The organism is Mycoplana ramosa (assembly GCF_041930185.1).
Classification (GTDB): Bacteria; Pseudomonadota; Alphaproteobacteria; order Rhizobiales; family Rhizobiaceae; genus Mycoplana; species Mycoplana ramosa.
In genome coordinates, this window is record NZ_JBHEEW010000010.1 from 78,902 (window position 1) to 94,410 (window position 15,509).

The 15,509-nt window shown below is 62.5% G+C and carries 18 protein-coding genes; 9 read left to right on the top strand and 9 right to left on the bottom strand.

All coding sequences use genetic code 11. The annotated features are described in order from the left end of the window. Positions 1-482: 482 nt before the first annotated feature. Positions 483-1,496, top strand: a complete 1,014-nt coding sequence (locus JNC62_RS14205; protein ID WP_374839669.1) for a GlxA family transcriptional regulator — start codon at positions 483-485, stop codon at positions 1,494-1,496. Positions 1,497-1,572: 76 nt separating this feature from the next. Here the strand turns inward: JNC62_RS14205 and JNC62_RS14210 are convergent, their stop codons facing one another. The 5 genes from JNC62_RS14210 to JNC62_RS14230 form a co-directional block, all read right to left on the bottom strand. Next, a complete protein-coding gene (locus JNC62_RS14210; protein ID WP_374839670.1) occupies positions 1,573-2,412 on the bottom strand; it encodes a response regulator in 840 nt (279 codons plus the stop codon). A gap of 299 nt (positions 2,413-2,711) precedes the next feature. Further along, entirely contained in the window at positions 2,712-2,972 is a 261-nt protein-coding gene (locus JNC62_RS14215) for a hypothetical protein (protein ID WP_374839671.1), read from the bottom strand. A 125-nt stretch (positions 2,973-3,097) separates the two neighbouring features. Further along, positions 3,098-5,596: a mechanosensitive ion channel domain-containing protein gene (locus JNC62_RS14220; RefSeq protein WP_374839672.1), complete on the bottom strand. Its 2,499-nt coding sequence runs from the start codon at positions 5,594-5,596 to the stop codon at positions 3,098-3,100. A 156-nt stretch (positions 5,597-5,752) separates the two neighbouring features. Then, entirely contained in the window at positions 5,753-6,313 is a 561-nt protein-coding gene (locus JNC62_RS14225; protein WP_374839673.1) for a DUF924 family protein, read from the bottom strand. 26 nt (positions 6,314-6,339) lie between these two features. Beyond that, positions 6,340-6,498 (bottom strand): hypothetical protein, encoded by a 159-nt coding sequence (locus JNC62_RS14230; protein WP_374839674.1) that lies wholly within the window; start codon positions 6,496-6,498, stop codon positions 6,340-6,342. A 47-nt stretch (positions 6,499-6,545) separates the two neighbouring features. On the opposite strand from JNC62_RS14230, the gene JNC62_RS14235 reads away from it, so the two are divergent. Further along, positions 6,546-6,974 (top strand): OsmC family protein, encoded by a 429-nt coding sequence (locus tag JNC62_RS14235; RefSeq protein ID WP_374839675.1) that lies wholly within the window; start codon positions 6,546-6,548, stop codon positions 6,972-6,974. Positions 6,975-6,993: 19 nt separating this feature from the next. Here JNC62_RS14235 and JNC62_RS14240 read toward each other — a convergent pair whose 3' ends face one another. After that, on the bottom strand, positions 6,994-7,569 hold the full coding sequence (locus JNC62_RS14240) for a carboxymuconolactone decarboxylase family protein (protein WP_374839676.1): 576 nt from the start codon (positions 7,567-7,569) through the stop codon (positions 6,994-6,996). 312 nt (positions 7,570-7,881) lie between these two features. Between JNC62_RS14240 and ccoN the strand changes: the two genes are divergently transcribed. The 7 genes from ccoN (at position 7,882) to ccoS (ending at position 12,692) form a co-directional block, all read left to right on the top strand. After that, a complete protein-coding gene (ccoN, locus tag JNC62_RS14245; protein WP_374839677.1) occupies positions 7,882-9,540 on the top strand; it encodes a cytochrome-c oxidase, cbb3-type subunit I in 1,659 nt (552 codons plus the stop codon). A gap of 4 nt (positions 9,541-9,544) precedes the next feature. Beyond that, positions 9,545-10,276 (top strand): cytochrome-c oxidase, cbb3-type subunit II, encoded by a 732-nt coding sequence (ccoO, locus tag JNC62_RS14250; RefSeq protein WP_374839678.1) that lies wholly within the window; start codon positions 9,545-9,547, stop codon positions 10,274-10,276. Positions 10,277-10,280: 4 nt separating this feature from the next. Then, on the top strand, positions 10,281-10,454 hold the full coding sequence (locus tag JNC62_RS14255) for a cbb3-type cytochrome c oxidase subunit 3 (protein ID WP_374839679.1): 174 nt from the start codon (positions 10,281-10,283) through the stop codon (positions 10,452-10,454). Beyond that, a complete protein-coding gene (gene ccoP, locus JNC62_RS14260; protein WP_374839680.1) occupies positions 10,445-11,347 on the top strand; it encodes a cytochrome-c oxidase, cbb3-type subunit III in 903 nt (300 codons plus the stop codon). The genes JNC62_RS14255 and ccoP overlap by 10 nt, the downstream gene beginning before the upstream one ends. Then, positions 11,344-11,532 (top strand): hypothetical protein, encoded by a 189-nt coding sequence (locus JNC62_RS14265; RefSeq protein ID WP_374839681.1) that lies wholly within the window; start codon positions 11,344-11,346, stop codon positions 11,530-11,532. The genes ccoP and JNC62_RS14265 overlap by 4 nt, the downstream gene beginning before the upstream one ends. Positions 11,533-11,571: 39 nt before the next feature. Continuing rightward, positions 11,572-12,354 (top strand): DUF2189 domain-containing protein, encoded by a 783-nt coding sequence (locus JNC62_RS14270; RefSeq protein ID WP_374839682.1) that lies wholly within the window; start codon positions 11,572-11,574, stop codon positions 12,352-12,354. An 80-nt stretch (positions 12,355-12,434) separates the two neighbouring features. Next, positions 12,435-12,692 carry a cbb3-type cytochrome oxidase assembly protein CcoS gene (gene ccoS, locus JNC62_RS14275; protein ID WP_374839683.1) on the top strand — a complete coding sequence of 86 codons (258 nt, stop codon included), beginning with the start codon at positions 12,435-12,437 and terminating at the stop codon, positions 12,690-12,692. A gap of 13 nt (positions 12,693-12,705) precedes the next feature. Here the strand turns inward: ccoS and JNC62_RS14280 are convergent, their stop codons facing one another. From JNC62_RS14280 to JNC62_RS14290, 3 genes are all read right to left on the bottom strand, one after another. Then, on the bottom strand, positions 12,706-13,362 hold the full coding sequence (locus tag JNC62_RS14280; RefSeq protein WP_374839684.1) for a methionine ABC transporter permease: 657 nt from the start codon (positions 13,360-13,362) through the stop codon (positions 12,706-12,708). Further along, complete coding sequence (locus JNC62_RS14285) at positions 13,343-14,422, bottom strand: methionine ABC transporter ATP-binding protein (RefSeq protein ID WP_374839685.1); 1,080 nt, start codon at positions 14,420-14,422, stop codon at positions 13,343-13,345. The genes JNC62_RS14280 and JNC62_RS14285 overlap by 20 nt, the downstream gene beginning before the upstream one ends. Positions 14,423-14,517: 95 nt before the next feature. Further along, entirely contained in the window at positions 14,518-15,366 is an 849-nt protein-coding gene (locus JNC62_RS14290) for a MetQ/NlpA family ABC transporter substrate-binding protein (RefSeq protein ID WP_374839686.1), read from the bottom strand. Between the last annotated feature and the right edge of the window lie 143 nt (positions 15,367-15,509).

The following is a 15,509-nucleotide window of genomic DNA, read 5'->3' on the forward strand; positions in this document are numbered from 1 at the left end:
CGCAGAAGACTTGGCTCGCGGTCACCGGTAAGGGCCGATGACGGGGATCGCCGCAACGCCCAAGTCGAAGCGAAACGGTCCAGCTTCGCATATGCCCCTCCCTTCCGGCCTTTTCCATTCCGCCGGCCCTTCGGCGAGGATTCGCCAGCACCACAAGCACGCCGGGCCGCTGCCGCGCCGACAGGGCACGGCATTCCGAGACGGCGAATCGATGACTGGCCCCACGCCCTTTGCAATCGTCGACTGTCGAAGACCGGGAGTTTTTTGCTTTTATACAAGCGCGCAACAAGCGCAGGCTGTGTCGCATTTGCCCTACAGCCGCAAGCATATGCACGAAGCGCCCCACTCAACGAACGGCTTGAGCAATAAAGTCAATACGCGAGCTTCACAGTCGCATCGTTCCATGCAAATGTCGCAAACAGACCGCCAGGCGCGACACCTTCAAGAGACGCTTGGTCAACAATATAAGAGTGGAACTTCCGATGACCAAGACAGCTGCGAAGAAGCGTTCGCTTGTGTTTTTTCTCGTGCCCAATTTCACGTTGCTGCCCCTGTCGGCAGCCATCGAGACATTGCGCATCGCCAACCGGATGCTTGGCTATGAGGCCTACACCTGGCGGCTCTCTTCCGTCGACGGCACGCAGGTACTATCGTCGAGCGGCATCGGCATCGAGGTCAACTCATCGCTCGCGGACGAACGCAAATTTCTCGGTGGCGAAAACCGCCCGTCGATGGTCCTGGTCTGTTCGGGAATCGACATCGAGGAGTTTCACAACAAGTCCGTCAATGCCTGGCTGCGGGAAGCCTACAACCGGGGCGTCTCCGTCGGCTCGCTCTGCACCGGCGCCCATGTGCTGGCGCAGGCCGGCCTTCTGTCCGGCAAGCGCTGCGCCATCCATTGGGAGAACCTGCCGGGGTTTGCCGAGGCCTACCCGCAGGCCGAGGTCTATGCCGACCTCTATGAAATCGACAGCAACATTTATACCTGCGCCGGTGGCACGGCCTCCCTGGACATGATGCTGAACCTGATCGACCAGGATTTTGGCGAGAACCTGGTGAATCGTGTTTGCGAACAGGCGCTCACCGACCGCGTGCGCGGCCCGCACGACCGCCAGCGCCTGCCGCTGCGCGCCCGTCTCGGCGTCCAGAATGCCAAGGTCCTCTCGATTATCGAACTGATGGAGAACAATCTCTCCGAGCCGCTGTCGCTCTTGGAGATCGCCGATAGCGCCGATCTGTCCCGCCGCCAGATCGAGCGCTTGTTCCGCCAGGAGATGGGCCGTTCCCCGGCCCGCTACTACCTCGAGATCCGCCTGGACCGGGCGCGCCACCTGCTGGTTCAGTCCTCCATGCCGGTGGTCGAGGTGGCCGTCGCCTGCGGATTCGTTTCCGCCTCGCACTTCTCCAAGTGCTATCGCGAACTCTACAATCGTTCGCCCCAGCAGGAACGCGCAGACCGCAAGCTGACGCTTGCGACCGCCGCGGCGGGGCGCTGACGGCGTTCGATCCGCCGCGCCATGACCACTGCCCCTGCTTCCAGGGTTGACGAATTTCAGAAAGCGGGGATGCCTTTCAAGGTTTCCCCTCGCCTGCCTGACGCGCATGCGCCAGCTTGATCTGCATCAGCGTGTCCAGGTTCTGGTTGACCCGGCAGTAGAACTCCTCATCGACGAACGGACGCAGCATGAAGTCGTTGCCGCCGGCCTTCAGGAAGCGGGCGGACAGCAATCGATCGGTGGACGAGGAAACGCCGATGATGCGCAACTCGTGTGAGCCGATCGAGGTCCGGATCCGCCGCGTCAGTTCGAAACCGTCGATATCGGGCATGTTGTAGTCCGTGACCATCAAGCCGATATCCGGATTTTCCTTCAGGATCGAAAGCGCAGCCGCCCCGCTGTCGGCAGTGCTGACACGGAAATTGTAGCGCTTCAGCCGCGTGGTCAGCAGCGCACGCGCCGAAGGACTGTCGTCAACGATCAGGACATGATGCCGGTGATTGGTCAAAAACCGGCAGACAGACTCCGCAAGCATCTCGACCGCGAATACGCTGTCCTTGATGATATAGTCGACCACCTCCTTGGAAAGCAGCTGGTCGCGCATCTGCTGATGGAACGTTCCGGTGAAGACGATCGTCGGGACGCTGAAATCGATGAGATAGTTCAGCGCTTCGCCGTTCTCGGCCCCTGGAAGGTTGATGTTGGATATGGCGAGCGTGACCGGGACAGTCGACCCATCATAGGCCTCCTCGAGTTCCAGAAAGCTCCGGCAGACCTCGACCTCGATCCCGAACAACTCCTTCAGGCGCGTGCTGATCATCGAGGTGAAGACATTGGAATCTTCGGCCAGCAAGATGCGGTGGTGAGCCAGCGACGCGCCGGAATATTGCATGCCGGAGATACCGATGAATGACATGTCTTGCCTTCTAAGCTGAGGGGTTTCGCGTGCTGCGGGTCGGAAGACGACAGAAGTGACAGCACCGGACCTGCGCATGGTCCCATCCGAAGGGGACTTCCACGCTTCGGGCAACAGTCAAAGAGGTAAGACTAACCCTTTGCGAAAGCGTTAAAATATGGCTCCGCAATTAAATGGAAAAGCAATCCAAGGAATAACGCAACGAACCGTCGGAAGACTTTTTGCCCCATGGCGTGACCTTGAGACATCGAAAGCGGCGCAAGGCCACTGGATGCACCGCTTTCGAAGGTGTGAAGCGATTACTTGATGACAGCCGAACCGCGACTGATCTCGACGTTCTCATCGCCGTTGAGACCCACGCGGTCGCCGTTGGGAAGGGTGACGAAGCAGCCGGAAGGGCAGATGGTTTCGGTTTCGCCCGAGGCAAGGGCCAGTTCCGAGCGGCTGCCGTTCTCGACGATCGTCAGAACGACCGCGTCGCCATCCTTGTTGGTGATCGATGCCGCAAAAGCCGGCGCGACCATCGCGCCCGAGACAAGCAGCACTGCAAGCATTCGCATCATTTCTGCCCGGCGCTACACGCCGCCCCTGTTTCAAACCCCGTGAGACCCTAGCCTCACTTTGAAGGATTTGCATGTGTTTTATGACGCGATCGCTGAATGTGGCGTGAATGCGGCATTCATGTTCAGCCGGTTTCGTCGGCCCCCTCTTCGACAACCTTCGGCTTTGGCCTCTGTGTCGGCTGCGCCGCGGCGGAAGCCGCCGTCTTCGCACTGTCGATCATGGCGGCGACGAGTTCTGCGCTCTGCGCGTCGATGGTGACCGGCACGGTTGCGGCCGCCGGGGCCGAGAGTGCGATATCCTCCTCACGCAGCCGCTCGAGCAAGGCGGTCCGCAGCTCCGTCTTCACAGTTCCGGCGTTCGACACGTCGGCAACGAACGCGCGCAATTCGAACTCGAGCGTGGAACCGGTGAAATTGACGAACACCACCGATGGCTCGGGATTGCGCAGGACCTGCTGGGTGGCGGCCACTTCGAGCAGGAGGTCGGTGATCCGGCGCGGGTCGTTGCCGGCATAGACGCTGACCGGAACCTCGATGCGTCCGAGCTTATTGCGATGCGTCCAGTTGCCGACCGTACCGTTGATCAGCACCGAGTTCGGCACGATGATCGTCTGCCGCTGGAAGGTCTCGATCTCGGTGGCGCGAACGGAAATGCGCTTGACGTAGCCTTCCGTCGTCCCGGCGACCACCCAGTCGCCAACCTTGAACGGACGCTCGGCCAGCAGTATCAGGCCGGACACGAAGTTCGACACGATGTTCTGCAGGCCGAAACCGATGCCGAGCGAGAGCGCACCGGCAACGAGCGCCAGGCTGGAGAGATCGATACCCGCCGCCGAGATGCCGATCAGGCCGGCGAGCCCGACGCCTGCATATCCGATCGCGGTCCTGACCGAGTTGCGCACGCCCGGATCGACGTGGCTGCGCGCCATCACCGTCCCGTCGAGCCAGCGCTGGAACCACCGCGTTACCACCAGGCCAAGGGCGAACAGCACCAGCCCCGCCAGGATTCCGACGATCGAGATGGAGATGCTGCCGATATTGATCTCGGTGAAGATCCGGTAGGCCCAGCTCTCGATGTCGCCGATCTGGAAGCCCCACTGCAGCAGGATGCCCGGAACGCCGAGGAAGAGGACGATCATGTAGATGCCGAGACCGGCGGCCAGTCCCGTCTGGTCCATCCCAATTTCGTTGAGCTGGTAGCGTTCCGCCAGTCTCTGGCCGAGGTAGGTCCTGGCGAAAGCGCCCTGCGCACCGATCGCCCGGCCGGACAGAATCCCGATGTACATGGTGACCATGATCGCGCCGGTGACAACGATCTGGTTGGCGACGAAACGGGCGAGCCCCACATAGCCGATCAGCGCCGTGCCGATCAGGCCGAAACCGATTGTCAGAAGCAGTATCGACAGCGTACGCGGCCAGGGTCGACCATCGCTGCTGGGGTCCTCGCCCTCCCTCAGCATCGGGCGGATGAACGAGATCCAGATGAGGATCACCCCGATGACGATCGAGGCAATCATGCTCTTGGCCACCGTCAACACGACGGCGGACCCGAGCGCGACACTGACAGCCCCGAGGAAATAATCGAGCGCATTGGTAAACGCCATCGCGAAGATGGACCGCTCGAGCTTTCTGGCGCCCTCGTTGGACACGCTGACAAGACGCCACTCCGGCCGCTTGGGGGCGAGCACCGCCCGACTCAGCGCCGAGACGAAATAGAGACCGACGCAGACCGCAAACAGCGACGACACCATCGGCGCGATGTCCGGCCGCAGAACATTGAAGCTATTGAGCAGCGAGTAGCAAACGAAGGCGAAGGCGCCGACTGCGAATGTCGGAATAGTGATCGACCAGAAGGCGATCATCAGCCGGGTGATATAATGTGGCTTCTCGATGGTCTTGTTGCGCTGGATCAGCGGACCCGCAAGGCGGTGTCCGCCGGAGTAGAGCACAAGGCCGATGACCAGCGACAGCGAGATGGCGGCAAGCAGTGATTCCCGTTTGAACGACCAGACGAAACGCAGCCAGCCGCCAACGGTCCTCTGCAGGTCCGCCCCTTCCTGGCTGCCGGCGGCGAGCGCGTCCTCCAACACGGCCGGGCTGATGTTCGTGCGGTTCAACAGCGTCTCGGTGAACAGCGTGCGGCGCATTTCCGTCACCTGATTGGCAAGCTGCGTCGCCTCGATCGACAATGCCTCGGCATTGCCTGTGACGGAATTGATCGCTGCTCTTTCCTCGGCGAGCTTGGCGCGCTCCTCCTTGATCGCCTCTGCTTCCTGCCCCTCAGCGGGCACGGGTCCCAGTTCGTCCAGCCTTGCCTTGATGTCGTTGAAGCGCGGGCGGGTGGAAACGGAGGCATCGAGGGCGGAACGGCCAAGCTGTTCCACCTTGAGCTTCAGTTCGGCGAGCTTCGGCTCGTCATCGCGGGCGGCATCGATCTGCTTGCGCAGGTCGTTGAGTTGCCTGCGCGCTTGGTCCACCTTATCGTTCGCCTCGGTAATCGGGCTTGCCGGCGCGGCGACGGTCTGTCCGTCCGGCGCCGGCTCCTGGGCGAAAGCCCAAGCAGGCTGGAGCAGCGGCAGAACGGCCAGTAGCGCAAGAACAGCGCGTTTGAGAGTCGTCACGGACAATCCCTATTTCCATTTCGGCGCACACGGATGATTGGCAGAATCGTGTGCAAAATCAACGTCTGGCTGGCAGCGCAACCAGCAGAATCGCGGCAAACCCGGATTCGGCGCGCAAACTATTGCGCCACCCGGGCGAAGTGAAGGCAACTTGCGTCAGAAGCCTGCACCGGGAAGGGCGAGATAATCCAGCTCCGCCGGCGTCGATTGGCGCCCGAGCAGGGCGTTGCGATGAGGAAACCGACCGAAATCACGGATAACGGCGTGATGGCGGAGCGCATAATCGAGATAGGTCTTCTCGCCGAGCGCCCTGAACAGCGCAACCGACCGGTCCTGATCGGCAATCTCTTCGGAATGTTCGAAGGGCAGGTAGAAAAAATGCCGGCGATCGTAGGAGACCTTGACGTCGGCGCCCGCCTCCAGGGCCAGCTTCGCCTCCCGCAGGGCGATCCAGTCGGTTGCGAAGGCCATTGGCGTATTGCGATACATATTGCGCGGAAACTGGTCGAGAACAATCACCGCGGCAAGGCGCGCATCCGGCGTTTCGCGCCAGGCATTCGGGACGTGTCGGGCAAGCGCGAGGTGGGTGGTGGCATAGCGGGTTCGGATGTGGGCATCGAGTTGCGGCGGCGGTGTGAACCAGTGCTCCGGCGCGAGCAGTTCGCACCAGAACTCGACAACCTCCAGGGGCTCCGCCACATTATCGTCCGCGCGCATAGATTTCCTCCGTGGCCCTTGCCAAGTCAATGCGATGCACCAGCCTGCTGTTCCGCCAGCCGCGTCGCTCCTGGCTGACAATAATACGACAGATCGACGGCCGGAGAATGGATTTGTGCATGCCCGTCGGGCCGGCTCTGGCGGGGCGGCAGGTTGATCGAACGGCTTTCCTCTTGCAAGGACATGCGCATCTTCCTATCACCAACCAAAGCAGCGACGGACAGGCAAAACCATGAGTGAAGCCAAGATCAAGGCCAGGCCGACGGGAGCCACCGCCACACTCGGCCGTACGGGGTTTCCCCACGTAACCTCCGCAACCGGCGGCACGCTCGACATCGTGACGGGCGCCTCGCAGCCGGGATTCAACCCGCTTGACCTGCTCTATGCCTCGCTGTCCGCCTGCCTCACCATGAGCGCACGCATGGCGGCAAGCCAGATGGGCGTCCTCGTCAGGTTGACCGAGGTCGCGGCCGTCGTCACCGGTGAGAAGGCCCCCGAGGGCCCGTCGCGCGTGCAGAGGTTCAACATCGCCTTCACCATCCGCGGCGACATCGACGCGCAAACCCGCGAGGCGATCGCCCGTGCGGCCGAGGACGAAATCTGCACGGTGAGCAACACCATACGCGGAAATCCGAAATTCGTGACGACGATTTCCGGCTAGCTGCCAGCGCAAAGACGGTCTACGGGGACCTGTCAGCCTGCGCGTCTGCTCGCATCCGTTCGCTCCCCTCAGCTTTTTCGGCAAACGGTTCGAGGTCCGGATCGAACTCGACCTCGACGACATTGTTGAAGACGGCGGTTGCAAGCATGATGCCGGCAAAAGCAACGAGGTCGACGAGCGTCTTGCTGTCATAGCGCCTCTTGAGTTCTTCCCAGATCTCGGCTGGCACCGCATTGGAATCGGTGACGATCGCCTTGCCGAAGCGGTCGAGCAGCGCTTCCGTTTCGGCGAGCTCCAGCGCATCGGGATCGAAGCCTGCATTGGTCAAGGCGCGGCGGAAGAACGTGATGGCGATCTTCGACTTCGCCGCCTTCGATATCGCATGCGAGAAGATCCAGATCTCGCGATCGGTGATTGCGGGGTCGAGTTCGGCCCGGAGCGTGAACCATTCGGCATAGATGCGGTGCGCGGTTGGCGAATGCAGCAGCGTGCGCTTCATGTTCGTCATGCGGCCACGCAAGGCCAGTTCGCGATCATGCTCGGCGCGAACGGCATCGCTGGCAACGGTATAGTCGATCTGCGGTATCTGGCTCATCATGCGTCTTTGTACAGGGAGCGGCCGCCGCGATGTGGCGAATCCGTCAGTTGCGACATCTTGATAGCACGCAATTGCCAACGTCCCGAGTATCGATTTCGACTGTGCCCACGCGGGCAATCGCCACAGTCAGGGAGCGCAAAACCGGATTGCCGCTCGGCAGAAAAAATGCAACCATCGACGCGCTTGCACGCTGTCGGTTTCCGGCGTGCCAGGCAATACGGATGAGGACTGACGCGATTGTTCGATAGGACTGATTGCACTCGGTGATCCCGTCGCATGCGGATCGCCCTTTAATGGGGGATAGCAGGCATGATTGCACAGCTGACCGCCCTGGAGCGCACCTACGCTGTGATGATGCTAGTCGTGATCATCTGCGTCGGCGTAGCAATGGCCGTCGTCGGGCGGGGCGATCTTCTCGCCGTGCATGGCTGGGTCGTCGTAATCTTCACAATGGTCGTGATAGGGCTTCTGCTACGCGGAATAGACGCGGCCGAGCCATCTGAAGAGCGTTTCCGCGAATACTATGACGATCCGACCAAGGCCGGCATCATACTGGCACTCGTCTGGGGCGTCGTCGGCATGTTCGTCGGCGTCTGGGTCGCGGCCCTGCTGGCCTGGCCGGACCTGACCTTCGATGCCGCCTGGGCAAGCTTCGGACGGCTGCGCCCGGTGCATACCAGCGGCGTTATCTTCGGCTTCGGCGGCAATGCGCTGATTGCAACCTCCTTTCACGTGCTGCAGCGGACCACGCGCGCCCGTCTGCCCGACCAGTTGAGCCCCTGGTTCGTGCTGCTCGGCTACAACCTGTTCTGCGTGCTGGCGGCGACCGGTTACCTGATGGGGCTGACGCAGTCGAAGGAATACGCAGAGCCGGAATGGTATGCCGATCTGTGGCTGGTCATCGTCTGGGTGGTCTACTTCTCGATCTACCTGCGCACGCTGGCGCGCCGCAGGGAGCCGCATATCTACGTCGCCAACTGGTATTACATGGCGTTCATCCTCTTGGTTGCCGTGCTGCACATCGTCAACAATCTGGCGGTTCCGGTGTCGCTAAGCCACGCCAAGAGCTACTCGCTCTTTTCCGGCGTGCAGGACGCGATGACACAGTGGTGGTATGGCCACAACGCCGTCGCCTTCTTCCTCACCGCCGGCTTCCTCGGCATGCTCTATTACTATCTGCCCAAGCGCGCCGGCCGGCCGATCTATTCCTACCGCATGTCGATCATCAGCTTCTGGGGCATCACGTTCATCTATATGTGGGCCGGATCGCACCACCTGCACTACACCGCCCTGCCCCACTGGGTGCAGACGCTGGGCATGGTCTTCTCGCTGGTGCTGCTCGTGCCGTCCTGGGCATCGGCCGGCAACGCGCTCCTGACCTTGAACGGCGCCTGGCACAAGGTGCGCGACGACGCCGTGCTGCGCTTCATGATGCTGGCGGCGATCTTCTACGGTATCGCCACCTTCGAAGGCTCGTTCATGGCGATTCGCGCCGTCAACTCGCTTTCGCACTATACCGACTGGACCGTCGGCCACGTCCATGCCGGCGCGCTCGGCTGGGTGGCCATGATCACCTTCGGCTCGCTCTACGCGCTCGTTCCCTGGATGTGGAAGCGCCCGGCCCTCTATTCGGCCAGGCTCGTGGAGGTCCATTTCTGGCTCGCGCTCGCCGGCACCGTCGTCTACGTCTTTTCGATGTGGAACTCCGGCATCACGCAGGGGTTGATGTGGCGCACCTATGACGAACACGGCACGCTGGCCTACTCCTTCGTCGATTCGCTTGTCGCGATGCACCCTTACTACATCGCGCGCACCTTCGGCGGACTACTGTTTCTAACCGGAACGGTCGTGGCCTGCTACAATATCTGGATGACGATCAGACGGCCATCGCCGGTAGACGAGGGCGCGGCGGTCGACCTGCCGCTCGAACCGCCAGCGCCGAAGGCCTGGGCGCAGGCCGGGGAGTAGCCCGATGTTCAACTTCCACTACCGGCTCGAACGCAATGCCATCGGCCTCACGGTCGCGATCATCATCGCCGGCGGCATCGGCGGCCTGGTCGAGATCGCCCCCCTCTTCACCATCGACGAAACGGTGGAGGATGCGCCCGACATGCGCGTCTACACGCCGCTGGAGATCGCTGGCCGCAACATCTACATTCGCGAGGGCTGCTACGCCTGCCATTCGCAGATGATCCGCACCCTGCGCGACGAAGTGGAGCGCTACGGCCCCTATTCGCTTGCGGTCGAATCCAAATACGATCATCCGATGCTGTGGGGCTCCAAGCGCACCGGCCCGGACATCGCCCGCATCGGCGGGAAATACTCCAACGAATGGCAGGTCGCCCACCTCTACAATCCGCGCGATCTCGTGCCGGAATCGAAGATGCCCGCCTATCGCTGGCTGCTGCGCAATTCGCTCAAGATCGACGATCTGGGAGAGCATCTGGCCGCACTTCGCAAGGTTGGCGTTCCCTATACCGACGAGATGATCGCCAATGCCACCGCGGACGCCTACGGCCAGGCCAATCCGGACAGCGGCCAGGCCGCCGGCGTGACCGAACGCTATGGTGACAAGACAAATGTCAGCCTGTTCGACGGCAGGGGCGAAACGCTGACCGAGATGGACGCGATCGTCGCCTACCTGCAGATCCTCGGGCGGCTAACGGATGCAGCCAAGCAATCAGCCCAGGCCAAAGTGGAGTAGCGTCATGAGCTTCGACCACGACACCGTCACCGCTTTCGCCAAGTCGTTCGGGCTGTTCTACCTGATCGCCATGTCCATCGGCGTGGTGATCTACGCCTACTGGCCGAAGAACCGGAAACGGTTCGACCACGCGGCCAACTCCATCATCTCGGATGACGAGGACCGGCCATGTCAGTAGGGGAGCGCGATCCCATCAGCGGCCACATGACGACCGGCCACGAATGGAACGGCATCAAGGAGCTGCACACGCCGGTGCCGAAGCCGGTCTGGTTCTTCCTGATTGCGTTTACGCTTTTCGGCGTCATCTGGACGCTGTTCATGCCGAGCTGGCCATATGGGACTGGCTATTTCAAGGGATGGCTCGGGATCGACCAGAAGCAGACCGTTGCCAGGCAACTGGAGGAAGGCAGGGCAGACCGGGCCGCCTGGACAGCACGAATTGAAAAGGAGGACTTCGCCGCGATCAAGGCAGATTCCGACCTGATGGGCGTCGTGCGCGAGACGGGCCACACCTTGTTCGGCGACAATTGCGCCGCCTGCCACGGCACGGGCGGAGAAGGCAACCTGGGCTATCCCAACATTGTGGCAGCCCCGATGCTCTGGGGTGACACCCCCGAGATCATCGCCGAAACGATCACCGTTGGCATCAACGGCGCCGATCCGAACACGCGGGTGTCGCAAATGCTGGCCTTCGGCCGCAACCAGATGCTCGACCGCCCGGCCATCCAGCAGGTGATCACCTATGTGCGCTCGCTCTCCGGATTGGAACAGCGAACGGAGGCGAACGCCGCCGCGATCGATGCCGGGAAGGAGATCTTCGCCGCCAACTGCGTCAGCTGTCACGGCGACGACGCCAAGGGCAAGACCGACGTTGGCGCGCCGAACCTGACCGATCACTTCTGGATCCACGGCTCGAGCCGCGATGCGATCTATCAGACGGTCTTCAATGGCCGGCAGGGCCACATGCCAAGCTGGGGCCTTCGCCTGTCGCCGGTCGCCATCAAGATACTCGCCCTCTACCTGACGGACCTCCGGGAGCAACAGCATGCGGCTGTCGGAAATGGGACATGAGCGGGCTTGCGATCCGGCCGAGGACCTGGGTGCTTCTGGCGGCCGGCGCCGGGCTGTCGCTTCTGGCGCTGGCCAACGCCCATATGATCTATGTCGCGGTCGTGTCCGAGCCCGACTGCGTCGCGCACCTGAAGTCGGAATCGGTCACCCCGGGCGAATACCGCGCGGCCGGCTCGGCTTGCTGAGAAGCCTGCATGCTTCAACGGGTTACGGAGAGACCTCAGATGAAGATGCCTGAAACCGTTCCCCCGCTGCCGAAGGCGGTCGACCGCAACCGCAACCTGCCCGGACGACGGGCTTTCACGTGGCTGGCGCAGGGGTGGCGTGATCTGTGGACCGTGCCGCTGCCGAGCCTGCTTTATGGCCTCGGCGTCGCGGTCGTCTCGATCATCATCGTCGGCGGGCTCTACTCGATCGGCTACGACTATGCCCTTTTCCCGGCGCTTGCCGGCTTTCTCGTCGTCGGCCCCGCGCTTGCCGCCGGCCTCTATGAAAAGAGCCGCAGGTTGGAAGCAGGACTGCCTGTTTCCCTCGCCGCCATGATCCGGCCGAAACCCGGTACGGGTCAGCACGTGCTGTTCGTCGGTGCCGTCCTCTGCGGGCTGATGCTGCTGTGGATGCGCGCAGCCGTCATCCTGTACGCGCTATTCGCCGGTTGGCAGCCGTTCGAGGGCCTCAATCATATCGTACCGATACTGTTCAGCACGCCGACGGGCTTGGCGCTGCTTTGCGTCGGCACGGTGGTGGGCGCCCTCTTCGCCGCCTTCGCCTTCGCCATCAGCGTCTTTGGCGTGCCCATGGTGGTGGACAAGGACGTGGATGCCTTCACCGCCATGGGGACCAGTATTTCGCTTGCCTGGAACAACCTGCCGGTGATGCTGACGTGGGGCTTCATCGTCCTCGTCCTGACCGTCGTCAGCCTTCTTTCCGGCATGCTTGGCTTCATCATCACCTTTCCGCTTCTTGGCCACGCCACCTGGCATGCCTATCAGGCGATCAAGGATTGAGGCGACGCCCATTCGGCCGGGATGGAACCCTGTGGCCGCATGGCGGTTACTCCATCGAGCGGAACCCGCGAGGCAAGGCCATGAATGTTCTCACCTACCTGATCCCGATTTCTCTCATTCTCGGCACCGGTGCGCTGGTGCTGTTCTTGTGGTCCTTGTGGAGCGGGCAGTACGAGGACATGGACGGGGCGGCCGAGCGCATCCTCTACGACGAGGACATCCCGCTGCAGCCGGCCACACCACCCGACGGCGGCAAGGCGGAGAAGCCCGCCGGAAGAGCAGAACGAACGCCGACCGGGCCGCTCAGGGCCCCCGGTCGCCAAGCCCGGAGCCCCTGAACAGGCGGTTGGATCAAGCCTTGTGGTCCAGTCGTGCAACCAGCCGGTCCCCGGCCCACTGAATGGCGCAGACGAGCAGGATCAGCACGGCAACAACGGCAATCATCACGGTCGTCTCGAAGCGTTGGTAGCCATAGCGGATGGCAAGGTCGCCGAGACCCCCGGCACCGATCGCGCCCGCCATCGCCGACGCCCCGATCAGCGTGATCAGGGTCACCGTAAACCCCGCAATGAGGCTGGGCAGCGCCTCGGGCACCAGCACTTCCCGCACGATCGTCCAGCGATTGCCGCCCATGGCACGAACGGCCTCGATCAAGCCCCGATCGACCTCGCGCAGCGAGACTTCCGCCATGCGGGCGTAATAGGGCGTGGCCGCGATCGAAAGCGGCACGATCGCTGCCCACATGCCGATCGAGGTGCCGACGATGAACCGGGTTACCGGGATCAGCGCGACCAGCAGGATGATGAACGGCACGGAGCGAAACCCGTTGACGATCGCGCCGAGGATGCGGTTGATCCAGAGGTTTTCGGCAATTCCGCCCTTGGCGGTCGCCACCAGCACGAGTCCGAGCGGCAGGCCGGCCGCCAGGGAAATCAACCCCGATGCCCCCGTCATGACGATCGTTTCCCAGAACGAGCGGATGAAGAGCTCAATCATGACCGGGGACATGGCCCAGAACCTCCACTTTGGCGCCGTGGCGCTCAAGATATGCAATCGCCCGCGCTGGCCCCTCGGCCAACGGCGGAACACCGATGAAGAAGCGGGCGACCGACTGCTGCTGGATATGGTCGATGCCGCCATGGATCAGGCGAAAGCCGCCCGACAATTCGCCCGAGAGGCCGGCCAGCAGATAGCCGGCATTTGGACCCGAGAGATCGACGCCGAGAATGGTTTCTCCCTTTGGCTCGCCCTCCAGCCGTGCGGCGACATGTGGCGGCAGTTTCGTCCGGATGCCGGCAAGCATGCTGCGCGTCGTCTCGGTGTGCGGATTGGCGAACACCGACCAGACGGACCCTTCTTCGATGATGCGTCCCGCATCGATCACCGCGACCCGGTCCGCAATCGTTCGGATCACTTCCATCTCGTGGGTGATCAGCAGGATCGTCAACCCGAGCTTGGCGTTGATGTCCTTCAGGAGATCGAGAATGGCCGCGGTCGTCTCCGGATCGAGCGCGGAGGTCGCTTCGTCCGAAAGCAGCAGCGCCGGCTTTGCGGCAAGCGCGCGGGCGATGCCGACGCGCTGCTTCTGCCCGCCGGACAGCGCCTTGGGATAGCTTTTCGCCTTGCCGGAAAGGCCGACAAGATCGAGGAGTTCGGCGGCCCGCGCCAGCCGCTTCTCTTTTGTCCAGCCCTCGATCTTCAGCGGCAGCGCGACGTTCTCCTCGACCGTCTTGGCCGACAGCAGGTTGAAATGCTGGAAGATCATGCCGATCCGGCGGCGAACGGGCTGCAGTTCTTCTTCGCTCAGGCCGGTGATCTCGCGCCCCTCGATCTGGATGGAACCGCGGTCGGGCCGCTCCAGGCCGTTGAGGCATCGGATGAGGGTGGACTTGCCGGCGCCGCTGCGGCCGATCAGTCCTAGGATCTCACCTTTGCGCACCGTCAAAGACACGCCGTCGATCGCCGGTGTCTGGCCGAAATGGCGGTGTACGCCGGACAGCCGGACGACGGCGTCACGTCCGCTTTCGGCATCCGCCGGCTGGCCGACGAATGAATGATGGGAGGTCATGGGTGTTCCTTTCCGCCATCTCGCAATGGCGAGGCGGCTCGCGACGCCCAATGGGTCGCGAGCCGCCTGATGTTCATGTCCGAAGGCGGGTCAGGTCAATAGGCGACGGTGCCGGTGCCCTTGTAGACGCGATCGAATTCGGCCTTCACGGCGTCGTTCTGGTAGGAAGAGACGAGCGTCTTCACCCAGGGCAGATCCTTGTCGGCTTCGCGCACCGCAATGAAGTTGCGATAGGGATTGTTCTCGATCGTCTCGATCGCGATGCGATCCTCGATCGCAAGCCCGCTCTGCAGCGCCCAGTTGGTGTTGACGACGGCGGCATCGAGGTCATCGACCGTGCGGCCGACGATGCCAGCGTCCAGTTCTTTGATCTCGACGTTCTTGGGGTTCTCGGCGATATCGGCAACGGTCGCGAGGATGCCGGTGCCGTCCTTGAGCTTGATGACGCCCTGCTCTTGCAGCACCAGTAGCGCGCGGCCTTCGTTCGACGGATCGTTCGGCACGCCAATCACCGCGCCCTCGGGCAGATCGGCTACGCTCTTGTGCTTCTTGGAATAGATGCCGATCGGCCAGACGGCCGTGTAGCCGGCAATCACGATCTTGTAGCCGTGTGCCTGGATCTGGTTTTCGAGATAGGGACCGTGCTGGAAGGCGTTAGCGTCGATCTCGCCGCGCTCCAGTGCCTCGTTCGGCTGGGTGTAGTCGTTGAAGATGACCGGTTCGACCGTCAGGCCCTTCTTGGCAGCCTCGGCGACAACGACGCGCCAGACGTCCTCGTCCTCGCCGCTCATGATGCCGACCTTGACCGTCGTCTTGTCCTCGGCCTGGGCGGCACCCGGCATCGTCGAGGCGAAGGTTGCAACGGTTGCCGCCAGAAGCGCGGCAAGCCCTCCCCGGCGGGTGACGCGAACGCTGTCGAGAAGTTGGAGAACGGTCTTGGTCATGGATTTACCTGCTTTCACATTGTGCCGGTCTTGGGAGGACCATCGGTTGTCGCGGTCGGAAAATCGCAAATACCCATTCTTGAAGCAAAGAATGGTCATTTGTTGGGCGTGGCGCCTGCGAAAAATCCGTTCCGTGAAACGGT

Bases quoted from the DNA above. Each gene is read 5' to 3' on its own strand.
- JNC62_RS14205 (WP_374839669.1), top strand. From the start codon at position 483: ATGACCAAGACAGCTGCGAAGAAGCGTTCGCTTGTGTTTTTTCTCGTG.
- JNC62_RS14210 (WP_374839670.1), bottom strand. From the start codon at position 2,412: ATGTCATTCATCGGTATCTCCGGCATGCAATATTCCGGCGCGTCGCTG.
- JNC62_RS14215 (WP_374839671.1), bottom strand. From the start codon at position 2,972: ATGCGAATGCTTGCAGTGCTGCTTGTCTCGGGCGCGATGGTCGCGCCG.
- JNC62_RS14225 (WP_374839673.1), bottom strand. From the start codon at position 6,313: ATGCGCGCGGACGATAATGTGGCGGAGCCCCTGGAGGTTGTCGAGTTC.
- JNC62_RS14230 (WP_374839674.1), bottom strand. From the start codon at position 6,498: ATGTCCTTGCAAGAGGAAAGCCGTTCGATCAACCTGCCGCCCCGCCAG.
- JNC62_RS14235 (WP_374839675.1), top strand. From the start codon at position 6,546: ATGAGTGAAGCCAAGATCAAGGCCAGGCCGACGGGAGCCACCGCCACA.
- JNC62_RS14240 (WP_374839676.1), bottom strand. From the start codon at position 7,569: ATGAGCCAGATACCGCAGATCGACTATACCGTTGCCAGCGATGCCGTT.
- ccoN (WP_374839677.1), top strand. From the start codon at position 7,882: ATGATTGCACAGCTGACCGCCCTGGAGCGCACCTACGCTGTGATGATG.
- ccoO (WP_374839678.1), top strand. From the start codon at position 9,545: ATGTTCAACTTCCACTACCGGCTCGAACGCAATGCCATCGGCCTCACG.
- JNC62_RS14255 (WP_374839679.1), top strand. From the start codon at position 10,281: ATGAGCTTCGACCACGACACCGTCACCGCTTTCGCCAAGTCGTTCGGG.
- ccoP (WP_374839680.1), top strand. From the start codon at position 10,445: ATGTCAGTAGGGGAGCGCGATCCCATCAGCGGCCACATGACGACCGGC.
- JNC62_RS14265 (WP_374839681.1), top strand. From the start codon at position 11,344: ATGAGCGGGCTTGCGATCCGGCCGAGGACCTGGGTGCTTCTGGCGGCC.
- JNC62_RS14270 (WP_374839682.1), top strand. From the start codon at position 11,572: ATGAAGATGCCTGAAACCGTTCCCCCGCTGCCGAAGGCGGTCGACCGC.
- ccoS (WP_374839683.1), top strand. From the start codon at position 12,435: ATGAATGTTCTCACCTACCTGATCCCGATTTCTCTCATTCTCGGCACC.
- JNC62_RS14280 (WP_374839684.1), bottom strand. From the start codon at position 13,362: ATGTCCCCGGTCATGATTGAGCTCTTCATCCGCTCGTTCTGGGAAACG.
- JNC62_RS14285 (WP_374839685.1), bottom strand. From the start codon at position 14,422: ATGACCTCCCATCATTCATTCGTCGGCCAGCCGGCGGATGCCGAAAGC.
- JNC62_RS14290 (WP_374839686.1), bottom strand. From the start codon at position 15,366: ATGACCAAGACCGTTCTCCAACTTCTCGACAGCGTTCGCGTCACCCGC.